Source organism: Candidatus Poriferisocius sp. (genome assembly GCF_965202595.1).
GTDB lineage: Bacteria > Actinomycetota > Acidimicrobiia > Acidimicrobiales > Bin134 > Poriferisocius.
Genome location: NZ_OZ241836.1, coordinates 931,504 through 955,046, shown reverse-complemented (window position 1 = coordinate 955,046; position 23,543 = coordinate 931,504). Strand labels below are relative to the sequence as shown.

The following is a 23,543-nucleotide window of genomic DNA, read 5'->3' as shown; positions in this document are numbered from 1 at the left end:
CAATGGCACGCCGCAGGACCCAGCAAGGCCCGACACCCGTGGACGCGATCGTCCACCCGGACAAGAGAACCAACATTCCAACCGCCGATGCCCGAGACATGGTGGCACCGGAGGTAGAGGAGGTCGTCGAGGTCACCTATCCACGCCACATCCATTCCCCGATGCTGGTCTGGAAGGGCAAGGAGGAGCTCGATAGTCATGACCTCCAGGTTGACGCACCCCCGATCTACATTCAGGAAAAGATCGACCCGCGGGTCCTCATCGAGAACCTCCGAAAGACGGCTTCGGCGGGGGAGCCCGATCCCGAACTCACCCTCTTCGACAATTTCGACGGGCTGGGTGAACTGGACCTCGTCGAGTTCTACAAGCATTCGGCCAACTGGTCCAACCGGATGATACTGGGTGATAGCCTCCAGGTGATGGCCAGCCTCGCCGAACGCGAACGGCTCCGGGGAAAGGTTCAGATGATCTACATCGACCCGCCTTACGGGATCAAGTTCGGCTCCAACTGGCAGGTATCAGCAAGGAAGCGAGAGGTCAAGGATGGAAAGGTTGATGATGTCGCTCGCGAAGCTGAGCAGGTCAGAGCGTTTCGAGACACCTGGGAACTGGGTGTTCATAGCTACCTGTCGTACTTGCGCGACCGAGTGGCTATTGCTCGCGATCTACTGACCGCTAGCGGTTCGCTTTTCTTGCAGATCGGTGACGAGAATGTCCACCTGGTGCGAAACCTGCTTGACGAGGTATTCGGGGCCGAGAACTTTGTGAGCTTGATCTCCTTTGTCACCACGAGTGGTTTTACGCAATCCAAGGCGCTCCCCCGCAATGGCGACTACCTGCTTTGGTACGCCAAGCAGCTTGATAACCTGAAGAGCCGTCCCCAATGGGTCAATGCGCCTGACAGGCAGGGATACCGCTGGTTGTTGTTTGAAGATGGAAGTAGTCGTGGGCTCAAGGCAACGGAATCTGCTGAAAATATACCCAAAGACTCAATTCTCTACAAGGCCAGTGATTTGAAGTCCCAGGGGCCAGCATCAGCCGATCAAGCATTCACTTATGCCGGTAAGACTTACAGACCGGGCCCCAACCACCACTGGAAGGCATCTTATCCCGACGGCATGAATCGCTTAGCTTATGCAAATCGTATTCATGTAACAAAGGGTAGCATTCACTATCGACGATTCATTCAAGATTTTCCTTATCAAAAAAGAACCAACTTTTGGGATGACACTGGAACAGGTGGATTTACCGATGACAAGATCTACGTGGTCCAGACCAACACAAAAGTTGTAGAGCGATGCCTGTTGCTGGCAACCGATCCCGGCGATCTTGTGCTGGATCCGACCTGCGGCTCGGGCACCACCGCCTACGTGGCTGAACGTTGGGGGCGACGATGGATCACCATCGACTCCTCGCGGGTTGCTCTGGCGTTAGCACGTCAGCGATTGATGGGGGCTCGATACCCCTATTTTCTGCTTGCCGATTCAATTGAGGGATGGGCGAAGGAAAGCGAACTAGCAGGTATGGAGTTACCGACCCAGGAGATGACCAATGACATCGGGCGAGGTTTCGTGTACGAGCGTGTACCCCACATCACGCTTGGGTCAATTGCCAACAACCCCGATATCCACGATGGGATGAAGCAGGAGGAGATCGATGCTGCGATTGCCAAGCACGCTGATCAGGAGTTGCTATACGACAAGCCCTACGAGGATCCTCACAAGGTTCGAGTAACAGGACCTTTCACGGTTGAGAGCCTCTCACCACACCGCAACCTTGCCAGCCCTAAAACCTACAAATCGGATGACAATCTTACATTTGGCGATACCGAGACTATCTTCGAACAAATGATCCTCGAAAACTTACGAACAGCGGGTATCCAGAACGGTCGTAGGGCAGAAAGACTAGTATTCGACATGATCGAACCATATGCCAGTACACATGTGCAGGCGGTTGGCATCCGTGAAGGTAGCGCACCCAATCACGTTGGGGTATCTATCGGGCCCCAGTACGGGACGGTTGCCCCATCCTTTGTGAAGAATGCTGTGAGAGAAGCCAACAAGGACAAAGACTTGGACCTTCTATGTATTCTCGCGTTCGCCTTCGATCCCCAGGTGTTGAACACTGATGAGGACTACGTTGCCACCGACGAGAGTTTCGATGTCGCTGCCACCAGGTCTCTGGGCCGTATCCCCGTTCTACTCGTTCGGATGAACGCAGACCTGCTGATGGGCGAGGAACTCAGGAAAACCGGGGCCGGAAACCTATTCACCGTCTTTGGAGAACCGGACATCGAGATCCGAGAGGAAGCTGGCGAGGTTGTAGTGGAACTGATCGGAGTGGATGTCTATGACCCAACCACCGGTGAGGTGCGCTCGGACGGGACGGACAAGGTCGCCCTCTGGATGATTGACACCGACTACAACGAGGAGAGCTTCTTCGTCCGCCACTGCTACTTCACCGGCGGCCAGAAACCTTACAAGCGACTGAAGACAGCGTTGAGAGCAGATATCAATGATGAGGCATGGGCCACCTTGTACTCGACGGTGAGCCGACCATTCCCAAAGCCATCCACCGGCAAGATAGCGGTGAAGGTCATCAACGACTACGGCGACGAGGTCGTCAAGGTCTACGAGGTTGCTTGATCCGGATTTACATGGAAGCTGTCCGGTTGATCGCTGCGATCAACCGAGATGAGGAAGCCGGCATCGAGGATCACAACCCGTAGCGGTCGGCCATGGCAGCGACTTCCCCGTCCGAAATCGGTCCTTCCTCTTCTTCCCATTCGGTCAGAAACCCTCGCAGGGCCTCCTGGCGTTGCCACTCAAGGGCAAGGTTGCGAAGCGCCTGGCTAATGGCGCTTGAACGGCCTCCGTACTCGGGGGCGAGAACGTCAAGGATCGCCTCGTCCTCATCGTCGAGCCTGACGGTGGTGGGTCGCATCAACCCAACAATAGCCCAGGCGTGCGACAGCCCCAGGCCCGGAAAACACGGCTATGGGCGGTTGGGTGCTCCCGGTGTGGGGTTGTCAACGGTTCGGAAATTCCCGGTTACGTCGGGGATGCGGGCGTAGCTCTGGCCCTGGCCTTCGATGACACAACCGACTAAAGGAGCAAGACCAGTGGGACACCGCAAGTTTACTGACATCGTTGGCGATATCAGCCCCGAGCGACGGCAGGCTCAACTGGTGATCGCGACAGGTCGGCCATGATGGTCAGTCTGAGGTATTCACAATCTACCTGTGGAGGTAGTTCAGTACGGCACAGAGTTTGTATGCGGGTGAGCGTGCCCGCATCGAGGTGATGTCTCTTCTGGGATTGGGCGCTACGCAGTAAGGAGGGCAGCGGGGATGATGCCGATTTTGTCGGGGCGGCGGTAGGCCTCGGTGCCCGTGGTGATGATGGCTGCGTCAAGGAGATCCTCGCCGATCGTGTTGGCAAGCCAATGAAGATGTCGGGTGTCGTTGTCATGGATTGTTGCGGCGAGCTTCACCTCAAGGGCGACAACCCGGCCATCCCTGCGTTCCACGATTAGGTCGATCTCGTGTTCGCCCCCGTGGGTGCGCAGGTGGCTGACTCGAGCCTCGTTGGCCTGTGCGTAGGTGCGCACAGACAGGGTCACCAGCGACTGGAACAACGCGCCCAGCAGTGTGCCATCACGGGGCACGGGAGGTCCTGCCGGTTTGTTGCCCAGGAGTGCGTCGGTATCGGTACCCAGTAGCCGAGCTGCAAGTGCGGGGTCAACAAGTTGGTGGACAGGAGAGGCGCCGAGGCGACGCAATCGATTGCGGGACGGTGCCCAGGCCGGAACATCTTCGATTATCCAAAGCCCTTCAAGGGTGGAACGGTACGGGCCCGTGGTGGTTTTGGCCGGTTTGTCGTCCTCGCCCGGGGTCGCCGCATCCCGAATCACCTCGTAGGACGCGGTCGTGGATAATGCGGCAGCATAAGCGCTGAGCCACCGGCGAAGTGCGCCTCGGTTCCGCACTCGGTGACCGGCTTCAACGAAATCCCGCTCGACAATGCGGTCGATGTAGCCATCGAGCTGCGACCGAAGCAGCCGGCCGCTGAGCTGGCGTATGGCGGGAAACCCGGACCTTGTGATCTCCTCGGCATAGTCGGCCAGCCCGATCCGACTGGCTCCCCCGAGTGCTGGAAGTGAGCCGGAGAGCATCTCGGCGAGTCGTACCGAAGGAACCTCAAGGCCTCGCTCCGCCAGAGACATCGGTCGCATACGCACCGTGAGGATTCGTTCGGCACCCGAGTGGATGGGAGTTTCGGCAGGTGCTGCCGAGCCGGTGAGCAAGAACCTTGACGGTGCCGGGTCACTATCAACCGCCCGGCGGACCAGGTCCCACGAAGCTGGTAGCCGTTGCCACTCATCCACGAGTACCGGTGGATCACCGCTGATCAGACGCTCCGGAGCGGCACGGAAAATCTCCAGTTGCCCCGGGTCGTCCAGCCGATGAACAGTGCCTGCACGTTGCAGCGCCGTCTCGGTCTTACCCACAGCCTTGGGGCCCTCCAGTGATACTGCCGGCAAGCCCGTGAGAAGCTCATCAAGTTCCTCGTCAACAATCCGGCGCTGATACCCCACACCACAAGACTACCGAATCGACGGAAGATACACTACTAATCAGACGGCTACTAGCTGACAATTTGGACGCGCAGCGGGCTGTCAGCCTTCACCCTTATGGAGGTTGTTGACAGTTCGGTTGGGTGAGGAGCTCGTCACGGTCCACAGATGCCCTGCCCCCACCGTCCACGCTGCGACGGCAGATACCGTTGGGGCGGCTGGCAGGATGGTCAACCTTTCCATGGCTCAGGCCATGATCTTCATCTAACATAGGTTGAAGGACTGAGCGAGGTGTAGAGGTTGGCTACAGCGGATCAAGTGAAGGCTTTGATCAGGAGTCACGCCGCGGGCGACGACTACCAGTTCTACGCGGTCGCCCTTCAGATGGCGGCTCGGGAAGCTCGTAACGGTCATGCAGGGTACGCGCAGGACTTGCGGGAGTTGATTGACGCCGCGAAAGGGCGCTCTGCGAAGGCAGTACCTACCCCGATGGTTGCGCCGCGCGGCGATCTGGCTTCGCTGCTCTCAGTGGAGTATCCCGAACAGCGACTATCGGACTTGTCGCTGGACAAGGATGTACTGTCGGCGCTGCGTAGAGTGTTACATGAACAGAGGCAACGGGACCGGCTCAGAGCAGCAGGCTTCGCGCCTCTGCGCCGCCTGTTGCTGGTTGGCCCGCCAGGGACGGGGAAGACACTGACGGCGCGGGTGCTGGCAGGGGAGTTGCGCCTTCCGTTGTTCACCGTTCGGCTAGAGGGGTTAATTACGAAGTTCATGGGTGAGACAGCGGCGAAGCTGCGACTCATTTTCGATCAACTAGCCGAGACCGCAGGAGCATACCTGTTCGACGAGGTTGATGCGCTCGCCGGAGCACGCACCAACAGCAACGATGTCGGCGAGATTCGCAGGGTGCTCAACTCGTTCCTCCAGTTTTTGGAGCAAGACGCGTCCAACAGCGTTATTATTGCCACGTCAAATCTGCCTGAGCATCTTGACCGAGCTCTTTACCGCCGATTCGACGTAATGTTGAACTACCCGATGCCGTCGGGGGAGATCGCCAAGCAGGTGATCCGCAATCGCCTCGCCATGTTTGATCTCGGAACGGTGTGTTGGCAGCAGGTGTCCTCGATAGCAAAGGGTTTGAGCCACTCGGAGATCACGGCTGCTGCTGAACAGGCAGCCAAAGAAGCGATCCTAATTGACCAGGAGAAAGTAGGTACAAAGCTCCTGGTGGAAGCGCTCCAGGCGCGACAGGTATCGGTCATCTCACCATCTGAGTAAGGCCGGAAGGTGGCAGAACGGAACAGATCCCATGTGATAATGACGCGGGATCCCCATATCGATGAGTACAAACCGTTTGCAGCCGCTCCTTGGCTAACGGCACCGCCATCACCGTCCGACCGGGTGCAGCACGGTGACAAACTCCTCAAACAGTTTGGCATTGCCGTCGGAGAATCTCAAAAGCGCAAGGATGACCATGGAGCAGTTCGGGTTGAAGGTGCTCTCGATGGCATCTACATGGAGTTCGAGTCACAACCTGGTTTCGAGTTAGCACTGACCTCGCTCGAACCGCAACAGGGGAGCGTTCACCCTGAACTGTGCGCTGTAACGACAAGAGATATTGACGGCAAACCCACTCAGCTTGCTACTGTTTTTATTCCTGATGACTGGGTAGGTAAATTCATAAAGCGCTTTGAGGAATACATTTCTGAAGATACCACGGGCGGTAACCCAAAGAACAAAAATCTGGTCGAGAGGATCGCAGGGGTGCGACTGGCAACGCTTCGTGCTTTGTGGACCGAAAACCCAGACGAGTTCCCTGATAGCGATGTGGCAGTTTGGTGGGAGTTGTGGCTGCGTCACCGTGAGAGAGCTGATCAACGACTTTTGAGTTTCGCTGAGATCACTGGTATGGAGATAAAACATCAACAACTTGCGTTTGAGGATCGCATAGTCATGCTCGTGCGAGCCACTCCAGCTCAGCTCGGAACAGCACTCGACCTTCTTGATGACCTTGCTGAGCTTCGCCATCCGGTTGAAGCTACCCAGTTTCTGGCTGAACTGCCCGCTTCTGAGCAGAGTGAGTTCGTTGATGAGTTGGCAGGGAGGCTTGTTGTGCCACCTGATAACGCGGCTGTGACATGTCTTTTGGACACGGGAATTGCGATAGGCCATCCATTGCTCCGTGTTGCGATTTCGAAAAATGATGCTCATAGCGTCCAGCCTCATTGGGGCAGCGATGATCGTCGAGGACATGGCACCGAGATGGCCGGACTGGTGGTTTATGGGGATCTAGCCAAGTGCCTTATGGTTGGTGGTCCGGTCAATGTTCAGGGCTGGATTGAGTCGGTAAAAATCCTGCCCAACACAGGACAGAATGACCCCCAGTTTTACGGTGCCATAACTGCGCAGGCAATATCGATTGTTGAGATCAACCAACCTCAGCGGCATCGGACATTTGTTCTCGCAGTCACAGCCACCAACACAGCTATGTACCCTTCACATCTTGGAGAGCCGTCGGCGTGGTCATCCACCATCGACGCTCTTGCAGCTGGCCGCGCAGTCTTTGCTTCTGAAGGCAACCTGATCTATATCGACAAACCCGCTAGTAATGCGCAACGCTTGTTCATCGTTGCGTCCGGTAATGTACGCGGCCCCTACGACAGGAACCACCTTGAGCGAAGCGATATTGAACCGGTCGAAGATCCCGGCCAGGCATGGAATGCCTTGACTGTCGGTGCTTACACCAATCTATCTCACATTCACCACGAGGACTTCAAGGGTTGGAAACCACTTGCGCAAATAGGTGAGCTGTCTCCCTTCAGCCGGACCTCAGTCAGCTTTCGCACACAGTGGCCTCACAAACCCGAAATAGTTCTCGAGGGTGGAAACGCAGCGATCTCTCCGTCGAACCAGTCGATAGATACCCCTCCCGGCCTCCAACTCCTCACTACACGCTCGCCAGTGCTTGGGGGTAGGCTCCTCACCACGGCTGCTGGTACGAGCCCAGCCACCGCTCAGGCAGCTCATCTCGCACAACAACTGTCGACCAAGTACCCGCACCTGTGGCCAGAGACTATTCGGGGTCTGATTGTTCATTCCGCCCGCTGGACCGAGACCATGAAAGGCCACTTCAACGGAGCCAATCGACAAAGTACCGTAGCGAAGCTACGTCGCTACGGATGGGGCGTGCCCGACATAAGCCGAGCGCTACGGTCTGCCAACGATTCGGTCACGCTAATTAGCCAGAACCTAATTCACCCCTATCGCGACGGCAGGATGCGCGAGATGCACTTGCACAGTCTCCCATGGCCCACTGATGTATTAAGTGGTCTCGGTGAAGAAATAGTGGAGATGCGAGTCGTTTTATCTTACTTCATTGAGCCTAATCCAGCTCGGCGTGGCTGGACACGACGGTTCCGGTACGCCTCCCACGGTCTCCGATTCGACGTGCGGAAGCCTACCGAAACCACCGATGACTTTCGCAAGCGAATCAACAAGCTCGCTCTTGCCGAGGGCGAAGAACGCCCAACTTCGGAGAGGGACAGCGGTCAATGGTTGCTTGGTCCCCAAGAACGGGTGCGCGGGTCATTGCATGTTGATCACTGGAAGGGGCCCGCAGTTGAGCTTGCCGCACGCGGAGCAATCGCTGTCTATCCCGTGACAGGTTGGTGGAAAGAGCGCAAGTCACGCGACCGGAGCAAGGATGGTGTTCGCTACGCACTCATCGTGTCTGTCGAATCACCTGAGATTGAGGTAGACCTTTGGACCCCGATAGCAAACCAAGCCGATGTGCCCTTGGTGATAGAGACATAGAGTTGCGGAGCGCCTGACGAATTGGGAAAAACACGCCTACTGCCGGTTGGCAGCTCCCGGTGTGGGGTTGTCAACGGTTCGGAAGTCCCCTGACACCGGCGGCCGGCTCCGCGCCATCCCCGAAGACACCCGAGAAGTTTCCGGCAATCACATCCTCCGTATCGGTGCCCGCCCTGGAAAGCTCCAGCGTGCCGTCAACGAAGGGGGAGAACCACTCGGGGGAGGTAGCGCCGGGCGGCAAGTACCACACTCCTCCCGCGATCGCATCGGAACCGATGGCGAGCGTGGCACCGGCTTCGACCAGAGCCAGATCCACAACCAGGGTCATCCCGCTGGTGGAACCGTCCTCCTCGAAGTTCATCAACACGATGGCGGCGGTTTCGGCCACGTCCGGGAGCAGGGCCTTCTCCTCCGGGCTGGGATAGCCGGAGAAGACCCCCACGTTCTCGGCGGTTTCCTCCGAGCCGTTCAGTAGCAGACTGCTGATGGATCCCATCCCCACAGGGTCGGGGTTGAGGTGGCTGCCCCATGTGGTCTCGAAGGCAACCTCCACGGTCTCCACGGCGGCGGGGGGTGGTGGGGCTGGTGCCGACCCCGGCCAGTGCGGTGGAGAGGGGACGAGATCGGCGAGTATCTCACCCCTTCGCTCGTGGATGAACTTGCGAACCCGCTCGGTGCCGGCAGCGGCGGCTTCGGCTTCCTCAGGCAGGGCATGGAGCTGAACGATGGCCGCCATCTCGTCCACCAGGGCTAGGAGTTCATCCTCGTCCCAGGCGGTATCGAGGATTTCCTCCAGCCTCTTGGCATACGCCGCCCTCCAATCGGGGTGGCTGTAGAGGCGGTTGGGGATGGCCGACAGAGCCAGCACCGACGGGGGAGGGCTGGAGATGTTGTCGAAGGGATTGGGGTCGTCCTCCAGGTGGAAGGTGCCGTCAACACCCCAGGGAATGAACACGAAACGGCCCTGCGGCTCGCGATAGAACCAGTAGTTGTTGCGGTTGCCCGCGTACCCGTCCCAATGTCCCACCAGCACTTCGGTGGCCCAAAAGGTTAGGAACCTGTCCAGATCAACGATCTCGCCCAGCTTTTTCAACCCTCGCTCAGAGGAATCCTCCAACGCCTCCACCACTGCCTGAATGTCCGACCAGTCACCGGCATCCTCGTTGTTCTTCTTCTCGATGGTGCCCCGGTAGGTTTCGGTGAAATCGCTGACCGTGCCCTCATAGATGTTGCCCCCGGTGCTGTCGAAGTGGCGGGCCAAAAACGGGGCCTTGATCTCCTCCACCTGCACGTACAGCCCGAGGTCGCTGCCGTTCACCGACACCGTGGCGAAGTTGCAGCGCGGGGCGATATTGCCCGCGGCGGTAAACACCCGGTAGGCGAGGCAGGTATTGAGCATGGAGGGGTCCTGGACGCTGTTGTTCAAGGTCATTCTCTCGATGACCCCGCCCAGGCTTTGACCGTCCACGTACTTGTCGAAGCGCAGCTTGAGCGCGGGTTTGGTGTTGCTCTGGGATCCGATGAAACCCTTCTTGCGCACCCCGACATCGGTGTGTGTCTCGCCGTCCACCGTCACCGTGGCCGGGAACCAGGAATAGATGTCGGAGAACGGCCGGGAAAGTTCGTACTCCCCGATTTCGGCAATTAAATCTTGGAAAGTGCGGGTCTGGTTGCGCAGAACATCCCAATCCCCGGTGTCGATCTGGATGCTTATGTCGAGCACACGCTCCAGGTTGAAATAAGCCTCGCTGGGATCGGGGTCGGCCTCGATTTCCCGTGAGGCGGCCGGAGTGGCGGTCGGCTCCGATGCCGGCTCCTGCGGAGGTTTCGTGGCTCCTGGGGTAGGACTGGGCGCGACCGGGCCGGGGGAGGCCGCAGTCGAGGGAGTCCCCGCAGGGGATCGGCCGATGTCTTCATCCCCGCCACCGCAGGCAGCGCCGAACAACACCATGGCCACCACCAAAAAGGTCGATAGCCGGCGCACGGATCAAAACGTAACCCCGGCCACCGTCAAAACGTAACTCCGGCACCGGATGGGCCGCCGTGAGGCAGCGGGCCTAAGCTGGCGGTGTGACCACGACGAGAACGCCGGTGGCGGCGGTGGAGGGGCTGTTCACGCTCGACCCCGAGGAGCCCCGCCTCATCGGGGGGTGGGCCCGCAGCCGGGGCTCGTACTTCTTTCCCAGAACGCTGGCCGGATCCGACCCGGCCTGCCTGGGGGACGAAATCGAGGAGGTGCTGCTCAGCCGCACCGGCAAGCTGTGGTCGTTCACCACCGGCGAGTACGCCCCTCCCGCCCCCTTCGTCATTCCCGGTGACAAGTTCGAGCCCTACGCAGTCGCCGCGGTGGAGCTCGTCGAGGAACACCTGGTGGTTTTGGGTCAGGTGGCTCCCGGCGTGGCGGTGAACGATCTGGCGGTGGGCATGGAGATGGAACTGGTGCTCGATGTGCTCCACTCCGACGACGAGCACGACTACCTGGTTTGGAAGTGGGCCCCGGCGGGGCCGGCCACCAGAGGGGAAGGCTGATGGACGAGATCGCCGTTTTGGGCGTGGGTATGCACCCGTGGGGCAAGTGGGGCCGCAACTTCGTGGAGTACGGTGTCAAGGCGGCCCGCGAGGCGCTGACCGATGCCGAGGTGGGTTGGGACGAGATCCAGTTCGTCTCCGGGGCCAACAGCGTGCGGTGCGGCTATCCCGGCTACGTGTCGGCCTCCACGTTCGCCAACGCCCTGGGGTTCACCGGCTGCCAGTTGGCCAGTTCGTATGCGGCTTGCGCCTCGGGGGCCACCGCCCTGAGCATCGCCCGGGCCCAGATCCTGTCCGGGGTTTGCGACGTGGCTCTGGTGGTGGGGGCCGAGGCCACCCCCAAGGGGTTCTTCGCCCCCAATGCCGGCGAGCGCCACGATGATCCCGACTGGCTCCGGTTCCATCTGGTGGGGGCCACCAACCCCACCTACTTCGCCCTGTACGCCCGGCGGCGCATGGAGCTGTACGGCGACACCCCCGAGGATTTCGCTGCGGTGAAGGTGAAGAACTCCCGCCACGGGGCGCTCAACCCCAACGCCCGCTACACCAAGGAGTACGGCATCGACGACATCGCCAACTCCCCGATGGTGGCCGACCCGCTGCGCCTGCTGGAGATCTGCGCCACCTCCGACGGTGGGGCGGCACTGGTGGTATCCAGCCTGGAATGGGCCGCGGCCCGGGGGGTCGAGGATCCGGTGCGGGTGTCGGGAATCTCCACCGTGAGCCCCACCTACCCCAACAGCGTCATCGAGTTGCCCTACCTGGCGTCGGACTCGTGGGCCGCCGGCGGCGACGACACCATGACGTTCAAGGACAACATCGCAGCCCGGGCCTACGAGGAAGCCTCGGTGTCGCCCGAGGATCTGGATTTCGCCGAGGTGTACGACCTGTCATCGGCCTACGAGCTGGATTGGTACGAACACATCGGCCTGTGCGGTCGGGGTGAGGCCGCCCGGTTGCTGCGGGCCGGCGACACCGCGCTGGGCGGGCGCATCCCCGTGAACCCATCGGGGGGGCTGGGGGCCTTCGGAGAGGCCGTTCCCGCCCAGGCCATCGCCCAGGTGTGCGAGCTGGTTTGGCAACTCCGGGGCCAGGCCGGCCACCGCCAGGTAAACGGGGCCAAAGTGGGCCTGTGCATCAACCACGGCATGTTCGGCCACGGCTCCTCGGTAATCTGCACCCGCTAACCACCGGAGGAAGGCCCACCAATCAGCCTGCCCGTGGTGCAGGTAAACGACCCGGGAGGCTCGTCGGCGATTTTGTGTGAAGCGGGATTGTCAGGTTATCCTGACAATATGAGCTCGGCCCTCATTGAAGACCTGCCGGCAGATCCACTAGGCGCGCTGCGCGAGCTGACGCGCACTGAGACCGAGCTGGAAAAAATGCGACAAAGCTGGGTAGCCGCGGCCCGTGCATCTGGTGCGACATGGGAGGAGATCGGAGAAGCACTCGGCATGACTCGTCAATCGGCATGGGAATACTACGCCTCCAGAACCAGAGCCGATCTGGTGGCAAACTCTGCGGCCAACTCCGAGCTTTCAGGTGATGAGGCATTGAATCTGGCAGTGGAGGAGGTTCGGATGGTGCGGCGCAGCCGGCACGCTCGCTGAGCCAGCTCTGCCGTGCGGGTGGTGTTGGATGCCAATGTATGGGTATCGGCTTTGATCCAGGCCGGCCCATCGCAGCGGATCGTGATGCACTGGCTTGCCGGATCGAACCACTTCGAGGTCGTCATATGTCCGATGCTGATCAACGAAATCACTGATGTGCTCACCCGGCGTCCAAGAATGCGCAAGTGGGTCAACATAGATATTGCCCAACGTCTCATCGAGACAATCCAGGTTCTTGCCGATGTCGTCCCCAACCCCCAGGTTATTGAACCTACGACGCGTGACGTTAACGATGACTACCTTGTAGCCCTCGCACGAGAAAATTCCGCCGACTACATCGTTACGGGCGACAAGGACCTGCTCGAGTGCCTGGAACAGCAATCACCAGTGATAACGCCGCTCTTGTTTGAGAAGCTGATAGAGAAGTAGAAGGGACCACTTGCCCCGGCCGGTTTCCCGATTCGCGTCTAGAGTGCTGCCATGGCACCGCCTGATCTGCTCAGTTCCGACGAGGACCGCTACGAGGTTTACCGGGTGTACCGGAACGATTACCCGTGCTTCCACGATGAGGCCTCCGACACCTGGTTCGTGAGCCGTTATGCCGATGTGGAGCACGTGTTCAAGAACCCGGCGTTCAGCACCGACATGTACGAATGGATGATCGAGCCGGCCCACGGCCCAACGCTTCTGTCCAAGCACGGGGCCGAGCACTCCCGCTACCGGAACCTGGTGGCACCTTTCTTCCGGGGGGCGCTTCTGGAGAAGGACTTCCTGCCCATGATCGAGGCCCAGGCCCGATCCATGATCGATCAGTGGCACACCGATGGCCGCTGCGATCTGGTGGAGGGGCTATCGCGATACCTGCCCATCAAGGTAATCGTGTCCATGCTCGGACTGCCCGATGAGGATCATCCCAAGTTCCAGCACTGGTACGAGTCGATCAACCGGTTCGTGTCCAACATCAACCAGGATCCCGAGATTATCGCCGAAGGGGAGCAAACCCGGGAGGAGTTTCAGGAGTACCTGATGCCGGTGATCGCCGAGCGCCGCCGCAATCCCGGCACAGACCTGCTGTCGAACCTGGTCAACGCCCGGATCGATGACCAGGGCCTGTCCGATTTGGAGATCAAATCGTTCACCAGCTTGCTGCTGACGGCAGGGGGAGAGACCACCGACAAGGCCATAGCCAGCCTTTTCAAGAACCTGCTGGAACATCCCGACCAGTTGGAACAGGTGCGTAACGACCGCTCCCTGGTGACCATGGCGGTGGCGGAAACCTTGCGTTACAGCCCACCGGCGCATTGGATCCAGCGTTTGCCCCACGAGAAGGCCGATTTGCCCTCGGGCACCGGCACCATTCCCGCCGGGGCCACGGTGACGGGCATCATCGGCGCGGCCAACCGGGACGAGCGCAAGTACACCCACACCGATCCCGAGCTGTTCGACATCAACCGCCAGGACCTTCCGGCTTCCAGCGCATTTGCCGCCAACGCAGAACACACCACATTCTGCTTCGGTCGGCACCACTGTGTGGGCTCCTACCTGGCCAAGGCCGAGATAGAGACAGCGCTCAACATGGTTTTGGACTGCACTCAGAACCTTCGCCTAGCCAACGGCTTCGAGGCGAGGGAAGTCGGGGTGTTCCTCAGGGCCCCTGCCGAGCTTCAGGTGGAGTTCGACCCGGTTCAACTCGCGGATGGGTCCTGAACGCAACGAGCGGGGAATCCAGCGGGATTGGTACGGCGCGGGGGCGGTTGCCTAACATCGTTGGATCGAACCGGCCAGACAATCGGGTTGCCGGCGAATCTAGGAGGGATTGATTTCGATGAAACGTTCATTGTGGAAGCTGCTCATGGCATTGCTGGCGTTGACGCTGGTCGCGGGAGCCTGCGGCAACGACGACAGCGATGCCGGTACTACACCCACCATCGACCAAAGCAGTGACGGCGACGATGCTGGTGACGGTTCCGGCACCGACAGTGACGACACCGATGCCGGCGACGGTGAAGACCACTCCGACGCTGACCACGACGACGGTAGCGATGCCGACCACGACGACAGTGACGGCACCGCAACCAGTGTCGTCAATACCGGTTCGGACATCACCATCGGCTACCTCCAGTGGATCTATGCCGACGAGGCCGGCAAGCGGATCGAGGATGCGGCCAAGGAGGCCGTGGACTTCTTCGGCTGGAACTACGAGACCTGCGACGCGGCGGGGGATCCGGCCCAGATGCCGGTGTGCGGCAACCTGCTCCTGGACAAGGGCATCGATGTGATGCTCACCGACGGCATCCCCGAGGCATTCATCACCGATGTGCTCGAGCGGGCCGCTGAAGAGGATGTACCCGTGCTATCGGCGGGCGGCGAGGTGGAGCCACGCGACCACTACGTTGCCAGCTTTGCTTCCGACGACACCGATCTCGGCGTGCAGTTGGCCGAATACCTGGTGGACCAGTTCCCCGATGGGGCCCGCATCATCGTGCAGACGGTTCCCACCGCGTGGAGCGACAAGCGTATCAACGGCCTCAACTCGGTTATCGCCGGAACCAACATCGAGATTGTCGACCAGTGGGAGGCTGATATGGCCGACCTGGTGGCCGGTACCGAAGCCGATGTAACCACAAAGATCCAGCAGTTCGATGACATCGACGCAATATGGATCAACTTCTCGGTGGCCTCGATCGGCGCGGCCCAGGCCATCGGTGCCCTCTACGAGGCCGACGACCCGGAACGCCCCCAGATCCTGACCTTCTACGCCAACCCCGGCACAGTCGGCGACATCCGCACCGGACGGGTGGATGCCGCAGTGGACGAGAAGCTGGAATGGCAGAGTTGGGCCCAGGTGGATGCCGTGGCGGCATGGCTGGAGAACGGCACGATGCCCAGCCAGGAGCGAGCCCCCACCTATGACGGGCGCAACTTCTCGGTGCGCCAGGTTGTCACCATCGAAACGGTGAACGCCATGGATCCCGAGAGCACCGAGGTGCCCGCCCCGGATCCGCCCGGTGACTACGAGGAGTACTTCCGCAACAAGTGGTGCGAGGAGTACGACGGGCTGCCCAACTGCTGAGGCATCAACCCCGCAAACAGGGGCACAACTGATTCATTGATCGGGCCGGTGGCAGCAACCCCTGTCGCCGGCCCGATCGCGTTCAGCGGCTAATTTCAACACGGGGGAGGATGCCAATGGCCGACACCAACACTGTCCCGACGCAGCGGGATTCAAACATTGCCGGTTCGGGAGCCTTACGCAGACGCTTCGACCCGCTCATGTTCATATCCACCTACGGGGTGCTGATCACCCTGGTGGCGTGCATCGTGATCTTCTCGGTACTGGACAGCCGCTTCTTCGAGATGGACAACTTGCGCACCCAGCTCGGCCTGGCCGCTCCACTGCTCATGCTCTCGCTGGGTTTGACCGTGGTGCTGGCCATGGGCGATTTCGACCTGTCCATAGCCGGCACGCTCTCGGCCACAGCAGCCGCCATTGTGGTGCTGATCGTGAACCACGACTGGCCCTGGGGACTGGCGGTGCTGGTCGGGATGGCGTTCGGGCTCGGCATCGGGGCGATCAACGGTCTTTTGGTGTCTTACATGCAGATGCCCTCGTTCATCACCACCCTGGCCACCTTCTTGATACTGCTGGGGATCGAGTACACGATCAGCGACGGGCGCAACATCACCGGTGCGGCTGACATGCCCGATCTTTATCGGGACCTGGGTATTGGTAAGCCCGAACCGTGGACGGAGTTCACCTCACCGGTGTGGATCGCCGCCGGTTTGGCCATCATCTTGTGGCTGATGATGTCGAGAACCGAGCTGGGGCGGTACATGTATGCCATCGGGGGTAACCCGGAGGCAGCCCGCCTGTCGGGTATCAACGTCAAGGCGTTGCGGGCATTGGGCTTCATGGTGGTGGGGTTCGTGGCGGTTGTGGCCGCAGTTTCCCAAACCGCCCGCACCGCTTCCTCCATTCCCCGGGTGGGTATCTCGTTGCTGCTATCGGCCTACGCGGCCGCCTTCTTGGGGGCGGCGGCATCCCGGAAGGGCCTTTTCAACATTCCGGGCACCGTGCTCGGGGTTATCTTCTTGCAGGCCGTGCAGTCGGGGCTGACCATCCTGGGTTACGACCGCGACATCCTGGACATCTCCCGAGGGTCGATCCTGGTGCTGGCCATGCTGCTCACCGCGCTGGGAGCGAAGCGGAGATGATTGCTACCGCATCGGCGAACAACGTGCCCCTGCTGGAGATCTGCGGAGTCACCAGATGACCGCCGCTGTTTTGGCGAACAACGTGCCCCTGCTGGAGATCTGCGGAGTCACCAGATGACCGCCGCTGTTTTGGCGAACAACGTGCCCCTGCTGGAGATCTGCGGAGTCACCAAACGCTACCCCGGTGTGCTGGCGGTGGACGATGTGTCGGTCTCGCTGGGGGCCGGCCAGATCATCGGTCTGGTGGGCAAGAACGGGGCGGGTAAGAGCACGCTCATCAAGATCATGGCCGGGGCCGAGCGGGCCAACGAGGGCCACCTGCGGTTGAACGGCACGCCACTGGATCTGCACCACCCGCACGATGCCACGGTTGCGGGCCTGGCCTTCGTCCATCAAGACCTTCAAGACGTGGGCGATCTGTCGGTGGCCGAGAACGTGATGCTGGGTCTGGGTTACCCCCGCAAGTTCGGCCTGCTGGTGGACTGGGCGGAGTTGTATAGCCGGGCTGCGGAGCCCATAGCCCGGTTGGAGGTGGATATCGATCCCCGCCGGGCGGTGGGCGAGCTGAGCGTGGCCCAGCAAAGGCTGGTGATGATCGCCCGGGGGTTGGCCCAGCAGGCCCGCTTGCTGGTACTGGACGAACCCAGCGCGTCGCTGACCGATGAGGAGATAGAGCACTTGTTCACGGTGGTGCGGCGGCTGCGAGACGAGGGCATAACCGTGGTGTACGTGTCGCACCGGTTGGAGGAGATATTCGAGTTGACCGAGCGGGTAATCGTGATGCGCAACGGGCGTTTGGTGGCCGACGAGCCCACCGAGTCGCTGGATCGGGGCTCTCTCATCGCCCATATCACCGGCCACGAGCACGCCCGAACCGCAACAGAGCGGCGAGCGAACCGGAAGGTGGGGGGGCGGCCCGATACCGAGGTGGTGCTGGAGGTTCACCGGCTGAGCGCGGACACCGGCGTGCATGATTGCTCCTTTGATGTGCGCAAGGGGGAGATCCTCGGTTTGGGTGGGCTGGTGGGCAGCGGGCGCACCGAGTTGGTTCGGGCGGTGTTCGGCGCCGACCATCGCCAGGGGGGAACGGTGCGGGTTCACGGCACCGAGGTTGCCGGTAACAATCCATCCAAGTCCATGTCATCCGGTCTGGCGCTCTTGCCGGAGGATCGCAAGACCCAGGGCAACATCATGGATTTCAGCGTGCGCAACAACATCACGCTGGCCTCCCTGGATCGTCACCGGATTCGCCGTCAAGCACCGGTTCCCTCCTCCCGCTCGGAGAAGCAGGCCGCCGGCAGCCGTATCGGGCGGCTCAGCATCGCCACCCCCAGCGACCGCCAGCTCGTGCGCCTGCTTTCGGGCGGCAACCAGCAGAAGGTGGTGATCGCCAAGTGGCTGGAGCAAGGGGCCGACGTGTTGATCTTCGATGAGCCGACCATCGGGGTGGATGTGGACGGCAAGGAGGAGATCTACGACATCATGGAGGAGCTGGCCGCCGAGGGAAAGGCTGTGGTGTTCATATCCTCGGAGTTCTCCGAGTTGGTCGGGGTGTGCCACCGGGTGCTGGTGCTGGGCGAGGGGCGGATTGTCGGCGAGCTGGAGGGGGATGCGGTAACCGAGCCGGCCATCGTGGAGGCCTGTTACAGCCAACGCTGACGGTCAACCTCCGCAGGCAAACCGCGCCGGTAAATCGGGAGTGCCACGATCTTGTCGCAGTGAGTCGGTACCATCGGCACCTATTGATGTTCGTTGATGTTCGCCGAACCGTGACGAGCCCGATCCCTCCAGGGGTGCCAGTGAAGAAACTACTGATTCTGTTCTTGAGCGTGGTTCTGGCGTTGTCCGCCTGCTCCGACAACAGCTCCAACGTGCCGGTCACCGGCTCTTCACCCGTGCCGGTCAACGGCTCTTCGGAAACACCGGTCACCGGCTCTCCGGAGGCAGAAGCGGTTGGAGGCCGGGAGAGCAGCGGGGAAACCGGGTCCGAGATTGCCGAGCGCCCGCTGCCGGTGGATCCCGAGGTGAGGATCGGTACCCTGGACAACGGGCTCACCTACTACCTGCGGTCGAACGACAGCCCCGGCGGGAGCTTGTCGCTGCGGCTGGCGGTGAACGCCGGGTCGCGGAACGAAGAGGTCCCGGGTAGCGGGATTGCCCACTACCTCGAGCACATGCTGTTCAACGGTACCGAGAAATTTCCGGGCAACGAACTTACCGAAACGCTTCACAGCATCGGAATAGAGTTCGGACCCGACATCAACGCCTACACCACCTACGACGATACCGTCTACGAGTTGGATCTGATTATCGACCAGCAAGAGCAATCGGTGGCCACTGCTTTTGAGGTGCTGTCCCAGTGGGCCCACGCGGCCACCCTCGACCCCCGAGATGTGGAAAAGGAGCGGGGCATAGTCCGCGACGAATACCGGCTCAGCGTCGAGACCGGTTCCAGCGTCATATCGTCGAAGTTCGACGACCTGTACACCAAGGACACGCCCTACGCCGGTCGGGATCCGATAGGTACGGCGGCCGGCATCGAGTCGGTAACCGCTGAGCAGCTGAGGGATTTCTACGAGACGTGGTACGTGCCGTCCAACATGGCCGTGATCGCAGTGGGCGATCTCGCCTTGGACGAGTTGGAGGAACTGGTACAGGCGTATTTTCACGCGATCCCAGCCGGTGATGGTCCTCCTTCTGCCTCCGAGTACCGGTCGGCACCGAACCAGGACCCGATTTTCGATGTGGCCACATCACCCGAGCAGGGGTACTCCTACCTGTCGCTGGATATCCGCCTGCCCTCCTGGGACTCTCGAACCGTTGAAGGCGACCGTGAACTGTGGATCGAGGAGATCATCGCAGTGATGGTCGAAAACCACTTGCAGGCCGCCTACGAGCAGGGGGGCTTGTCCCAGATAGATCCACCGCATTGGATGACCTTCGAGCACACCCGAGGATTGCGGTACTACGGTACCAACCTCCGGGCCGATGACCATTCCACCGCCCTCACCGACTACTGGTCGCTGCTGCTCAGCCTGAAGGAGCACGGGTTCACCGATGAGGATCTGGCCCGGGCCGCGGAGTCGATTGGAGCTGCCCTCGCCTCAGCGCTTCAGGCCGAAACCACCATCCAAGATTCTCAGTATGCCGACTTGTACTCCTCCCATTTCCTTGAAGGCAACGACATTGGAACCTTGACCGATACCATGCGGCGGGTCGTCAACATTCTTGAAGATATCGAGGTTGGCGAACTCAATGATCGCTACCGGCAGATACTCGACAGCAGCGGCCCGATATTGATAGCGGTGGGGGCAGATCCTGCCGAGGTGCCCACCGCAGAAGAGATGGAAGCGGCTCTGGGTAGGGCAGAACCGGGAGAGCTTCCCGCTTCGATTCAGGTTATAGCCGAACTGCTGGTTGCCCCCGACCCTGCCGAAGCCGTCTCAGCCGGCCCTCTGGATGTGTGGCCGGAAGCTTACGAATGGTCGTTCGCCAACGGGGCCCGGGTTGTGTTCGCGCCCTCGGACATAAGCGATAACACCGTCGTTCTGCTAGCGGAGGCCTTGGGGGGATGGTCGGCCATGGAGCCGGGAGACCGGCCGTTGGCGCAGGCCCTGGCGACTCGCGCGGTTAGCAGCAGCGGTGTGGGCGATTTCAGCCCCGCGCAACTGTCCAGATACCTGGAAGGGCGCACCGTTGAGGTTACCCCCTACATCTATGAAACCACCGAGGGAGTAGAAGGAACATCGGATGCTGGTGATATCGAGACCATGTTCCAGCTCATGCACCTCTACATGACCCAGCCCCGGGTGGAGCAGCAGGCGTTCGCCGAGGCGATCAGCACCGGCAGGAATTACCTTGCCCTGGCGGATTCCAACCCCGACTGGCAAGCCGGCTTGGCCTACTTGGAGGCCCGATACGGTCGGCAATGGGGCTGGTTCGATCCGCTCGCTTCCCACGCCACGCTCGACTCGCTAACTCCCGACACCCTGCTGGATGTTTACCGCCAGAGGTTGGTCGGTGTGGATGACCTCGTTGTTGTGGTAGAGGGGGATGTGGATCAAGCCACCGTGGAGCAACTGGCCCGCACCTATGTAGGCACCCTGCCCGCCGGTGAGGCCGATAGCTTCGTGAACCGCCGACCCTCCGAGCCCGAAGGGGTGATACGCCACGAGATACAACTCGGGCCCGACAACACGGCCACTTCGGCTACCTACTACTACGAAGCCCCCCTGACTGCGATCACTCCCGCGGTCGAAGTTGCCGGCGATGTGCTCGAGGTGCTCCTGAACGACCGGCTTACCGAGGACGTTAGGGAGGATCTGGGCAGCAGCTACACGACCTTTGCGGAAGTGACCCTGCGGTTGATGCCCGAACCGGTGGTGGAGTCGCTGGTCCTGGTCACAGGCAACCCAGATCGAATGGCCGATATAGAGGCGGAGATGACCCGCATCCTGGATGACATCATCTCCGGTGGTATCACCCAGGCCGAGCTCGAGCAGGCCCGATCGGTGGTGGCCGACGACTACAGCCTGATCAGCAACTATGACTTTATAAACGTCATGCTGCGGCGGGTTCATACCGATGACGATGAGCTACCCACGCCCGATCGCCTCGACCAAGAACTCTCCGATCTGGACCTGGCCGATATACAGGAGCTGGCGATGCGGCTTTACGACCCCAACCAGAACATCCAAATCGTCAGGGTGGTGCCCTAGTAGCCCAGGGATCAGGGGTGGCCACTTCGGGCAATTGTCCAGGTGTGTAGCATTTATGCTACACTTCGCATATGTTTGAGGCGGCATCCCGAGAGTTGCGCAACCAGACTCGAGCTCTGCTTGACCGCGTAGCTGATGGAGAGCGCATAACCATCACTGTGAACGGGCGGCCGGTGGCCGAACTTACGCCTGTAGCGGAAAGGCCTCAGTGGATGGCGCGGGATAGGTTCGTTCGTGATGTGCTGATGCATCAAGCCGATGCCGCACTGGCAGATGACCTGGCAGCGCTGGCCGGCGAGACTACTGATGAACTGCGAGTAATCCGCGTCTGAGCTCAGTTAGGACCTGGCGGGGATGCCCTTTGAGGTGTTCAAGAAGTTGGTGGAGGTCAACGCCGTGGCCGAGCCGGATGTGGCTGCCGGTGTCGGATCTGGCCTGTCATGGCCTCCTGTCGATTCTGCCTGATAGGGGTTGGTTCCCGGTCGCGTCCGGTAAAAGCCCAGGTAGTGAGCCGTTTAACCTTGACAAGGATTTTAATTTGACAAGGAGTATCAGTTGAGGTACTGTGCACATAATTTATCCGGTACTCATAGTTAGGGGGAACTCAAAATGGGTACGAAAACAGTTGGTTCACACGTTTTTGACCTTACCCGGGTCAACTGGATGGCGCGGTTGCTGGTGCTGGTCGCGCTGGCGCTCATGGCATGGGGGGGGCAGTCGTTGTCTCAGGTCCCCAGGCGCAGGGGCAGCTGACAGGAGGCTACAAGATCACCAAGCGGGTTGAGACTGTCGTTGCCACTCCGGCGACCGTTGCGACTGCTGGTAAGCATAATTTTACTGTCAGTAGCAGTTCGGGGTGGACTGTGCCAAAAGTCACGGTTATTGCTTGCACTTGGCCAACCGATGGCAATATTGATAACCTAGGTGTAATTAATTGTGCAGGTAATTATACTTTAGGCCTGCATACAACTGTTAATGTAAACGATAGTGGGGGTTGGACTGCTACTTTTACGGACATTGCCGTGACAAGTCCGGGTATAGCTTTCGCCGCAGCCGATAGCGCAACTATGCTAAATGCTCTGTACGGCAGTGCAATTGCCGAAGCCGGTGGCGTTCTTGTTAGAGTTGGTGCCCCCACTCCTACTGCCACCGCTACTGCCACTCCTACTGCGGCACCTCTTGTGATTTCGTCCAGTGATGTGAGTGTGACCGAGGGGGATAGTGGTACGATGAATGCGAATTTCACGGTGAGGTTGAGTGGCACACCTTCCAATAAGGTGGAGATTCGTGCTAATACATTGAGCAGAGCTGGTGAGGATTTGGCTAAGGATCGTCTTAGCGCCGGCCCGAGTGGAGCTGGCACTGATTTTAAGATGGTCAAGGGCATGAACCTTGTGTTTGAATCGGGCGCGAGCGGGAATGATCTGACGAAGACGGTGACGGTTACAGTTTTGGGCGATCAGGTGAAAGAGAACAATGAGACGTTCACTTTGCGGTTGAACAATCTTCGTTTGGATGGTAGCCATGTGCGAGCTAATGATTCTCGTGTGAGGTTCGCCGGTGGTGGTAAGAAACTGGAGGTCACCGGCACCATTGTTGATGACGATCAAGAGTCTGATACTGGCCATGTGATTTCGGTTTCGGATGTGAGCGTAAACGAGGGTAATTCTGGCAAAACGAACATGAGTTTCACGGTGACGTTAAGTGCTTCTCCTTCCCATAGGGTGCAGCTTAAAGCGACGGCGATCGGTAACGAGAGGAGCAACTCGAAGTTCGGCACTCCAACGGCCACGGGCGGGTTGGGGGAAGACTTCTATCAATATTTCAAGCAGAGGCTGATTGTGTTTGAGGCGGGCGCGACCGGTGAAGGGTTGTCGCAGACGGTGGCAGTGACGGTGTTCGGTGACACCAATGTCGAACCGGACGAGACTTTGACTTTGTGGTTGAACAACCTGAGCACCGATGACAACCGCGTCCATTTCAGCAATGGCAGCAAGGTCAACGCCAAAGCCACTGGTACCATCACCAACGACGACTAAACCTGCAAGTATGTGTGTGCGAGCGTCGCTACTCGCACACA

17 protein-coding genes are annotated in these 23,543 nt (G+C 60.1%); 14 read left to right on the top strand and 3 right to left on the bottom strand.

Annotated features, from left to right (window positions below):
• The first annotated feature begins 2 nt into the window (after positions 1-2).
• Positions 3-2,645 (top strand): site-specific DNA-methyltransferase, encoded by a 2,643-nt coding sequence (locus tag ACOGXC_RS04725; RefSeq protein ID WP_419919556.1) that lies wholly within the window; start codon positions 3-5, stop codon positions 2,643-2,645.
• Between the two features lie 70 nt (positions 2,646-2,715).
• Here ACOGXC_RS04725 and ACOGXC_RS04720 read toward each other — a convergent pair whose 3' ends face one another.
• Complete coding sequence (locus tag ACOGXC_RS04720) at positions 2,716-2,946, bottom strand: hypothetical protein (RefSeq protein ID WP_419919555.1); 231 nt, start codon at positions 2,944-2,946, stop codon at positions 2,716-2,718.
• Between the two features lie 378 nt (positions 2,947-3,324).
• A complete protein-coding gene (locus tag ACOGXC_RS04715; RefSeq protein ID WP_419919554.1) occupies positions 3,325-4,596 on the bottom strand; it encodes an ATP-binding protein in 1,272 nt (423 codons plus the stop codon).
• Between the two features lie 279 nt (positions 4,597-4,875).
• On the opposite strand from ACOGXC_RS04715, the gene ACOGXC_RS04710 reads away from it, so the two are divergent.
• Both ACOGXC_RS04710 and ACOGXC_RS04705 read left to right on the top strand, forming a co-directional pair.
• Complete coding sequence (locus ACOGXC_RS04710; RefSeq protein ID WP_419919553.1) at positions 4,876-5,856, top strand: AAA family ATPase; 981 nt, start codon at positions 4,876-4,878, stop codon at positions 5,854-5,856.
• 123 nt (positions 5,857-5,979) lie between these two features.
• On the top strand, positions 5,980-8,391 hold the full coding sequence (locus ACOGXC_RS04705) for a S8 family peptidase (RefSeq protein ID WP_419919552.1): 2,412 nt from the start codon (positions 5,980-5,982) through the stop codon (positions 8,389-8,391).
• Between the two features lie 70 nt (positions 8,392-8,461).
• Here the strand turns inward: ACOGXC_RS04705 and ACOGXC_RS04700 are convergent, their stop codons facing one another.
• A complete protein-coding gene (locus ACOGXC_RS04700) occupies positions 8,462-10,375 on the bottom strand; it encodes a CotH kinase family protein (RefSeq protein WP_419919551.1) in 1,914 nt (637 codons plus the stop codon).
• 86 nt (positions 10,376-10,461) lie between these two features.
• Here ACOGXC_RS04700 and ACOGXC_RS04695 point away from each other — a divergent pair, with 86 nt between their 5' ends.
• From ACOGXC_RS04695 to ACOGXC_RS04645, 11 genes are all read left to right on the top strand, one after another.
• Positions 10,462-10,920: a Zn-ribbon domain-containing OB-fold protein gene (locus tag ACOGXC_RS04695; RefSeq protein WP_419919550.1), complete on the top strand. Its 459-nt coding sequence runs from the start codon at positions 10,462-10,464 to the stop codon at positions 10,918-10,920.
• The gene (locus ACOGXC_RS04690) at positions 10,917-12,107 is read left to right on the top strand and encodes a lipid-transfer protein (protein ID WP_419920015.1); all 1,191 of its coding nucleotides are present in this window, start codon (positions 10,917-10,919) and stop codon (positions 12,105-12,107) included. The genes ACOGXC_RS04695 and ACOGXC_RS04690 overlap by 4 nt, the downstream gene beginning before the upstream one ends.
• Positions 12,108-12,143: 36 nt before the next feature.
• Positions 12,144-12,530: a hypothetical protein gene (locus ACOGXC_RS04685; protein WP_419919549.1), complete on the top strand. Its 387-nt coding sequence runs from the start codon at positions 12,144-12,146 to the stop codon at positions 12,528-12,530.
• Between the two features lie 12 nt (positions 12,531-12,542).
• Positions 12,543-12,959: a putative toxin-antitoxin system toxin component, PIN family gene (locus ACOGXC_RS04680; RefSeq protein WP_419919548.1), complete on the top strand. Its 417-nt coding sequence runs from the start codon at positions 12,543-12,545 to the stop codon at positions 12,957-12,959.
• A gap of 51 nt (positions 12,960-13,010) precedes the next feature.
• Positions 13,011-14,237, top strand: a complete 1,227-nt coding sequence (locus tag ACOGXC_RS04675; RefSeq protein WP_419919547.1) for a cytochrome P450 — start codon at positions 13,011-13,013, stop codon at positions 14,235-14,237.
• Between the two features lie 118 nt (positions 14,238-14,355).
• On the top strand, positions 14,356-15,603 hold the full coding sequence (locus tag ACOGXC_RS04670) for a sugar ABC transporter substrate-binding protein (RefSeq protein WP_419919546.1): 1,248 nt from the start codon (positions 14,356-14,358) through the stop codon (positions 15,601-15,603).
• A 116-nt stretch (positions 15,604-15,719) separates the two neighbouring features.
• Entirely contained in the window at positions 15,720-16,745 is a 1,026-nt protein-coding gene (locus ACOGXC_RS04665) for an ABC transporter permease (RefSeq protein ID WP_419919545.1), read from the top strand.
• A 114-nt stretch (positions 16,746-16,859) separates the two neighbouring features.
• On the top strand, positions 16,860-18,404 hold the full coding sequence (locus ACOGXC_RS04660) for a sugar ABC transporter ATP-binding protein (RefSeq protein WP_419919544.1): 1,545 nt from the start codon (positions 16,860-16,862) through the stop codon (positions 18,402-18,404).
• A gap of 140 nt (positions 18,405-18,544) precedes the next feature.
• Positions 18,545-21,463, top strand: coding sequence for an insulinase family protein (locus tag ACOGXC_RS04655; protein ID WP_419919543.1), 2,919 nt, complete (start codon positions 18,545-18,547; stop codon positions 21,461-21,463).
• Between the two features lie 71 nt (positions 21,464-21,534).
• A complete protein-coding gene (locus tag ACOGXC_RS04650) occupies positions 21,535-21,795 on the top strand; it encodes a type II toxin-antitoxin system Phd/YefM family antitoxin (protein WP_419919542.1) in 261 nt (86 codons plus the stop codon).
• Between the two features lie 372 nt (positions 21,796-22,167).
• The gene (locus ACOGXC_RS04645) at positions 22,168-23,502 is read left to right on the top strand and encodes a Calx-beta domain-containing protein (protein ID WP_419919541.1); all 1,335 of its coding nucleotides are present in this window, start codon (positions 22,168-22,170) and stop codon (positions 23,500-23,502) included.
• The last annotated feature ends 41 nt before the right edge of the window (positions 23,503-23,543 follow it).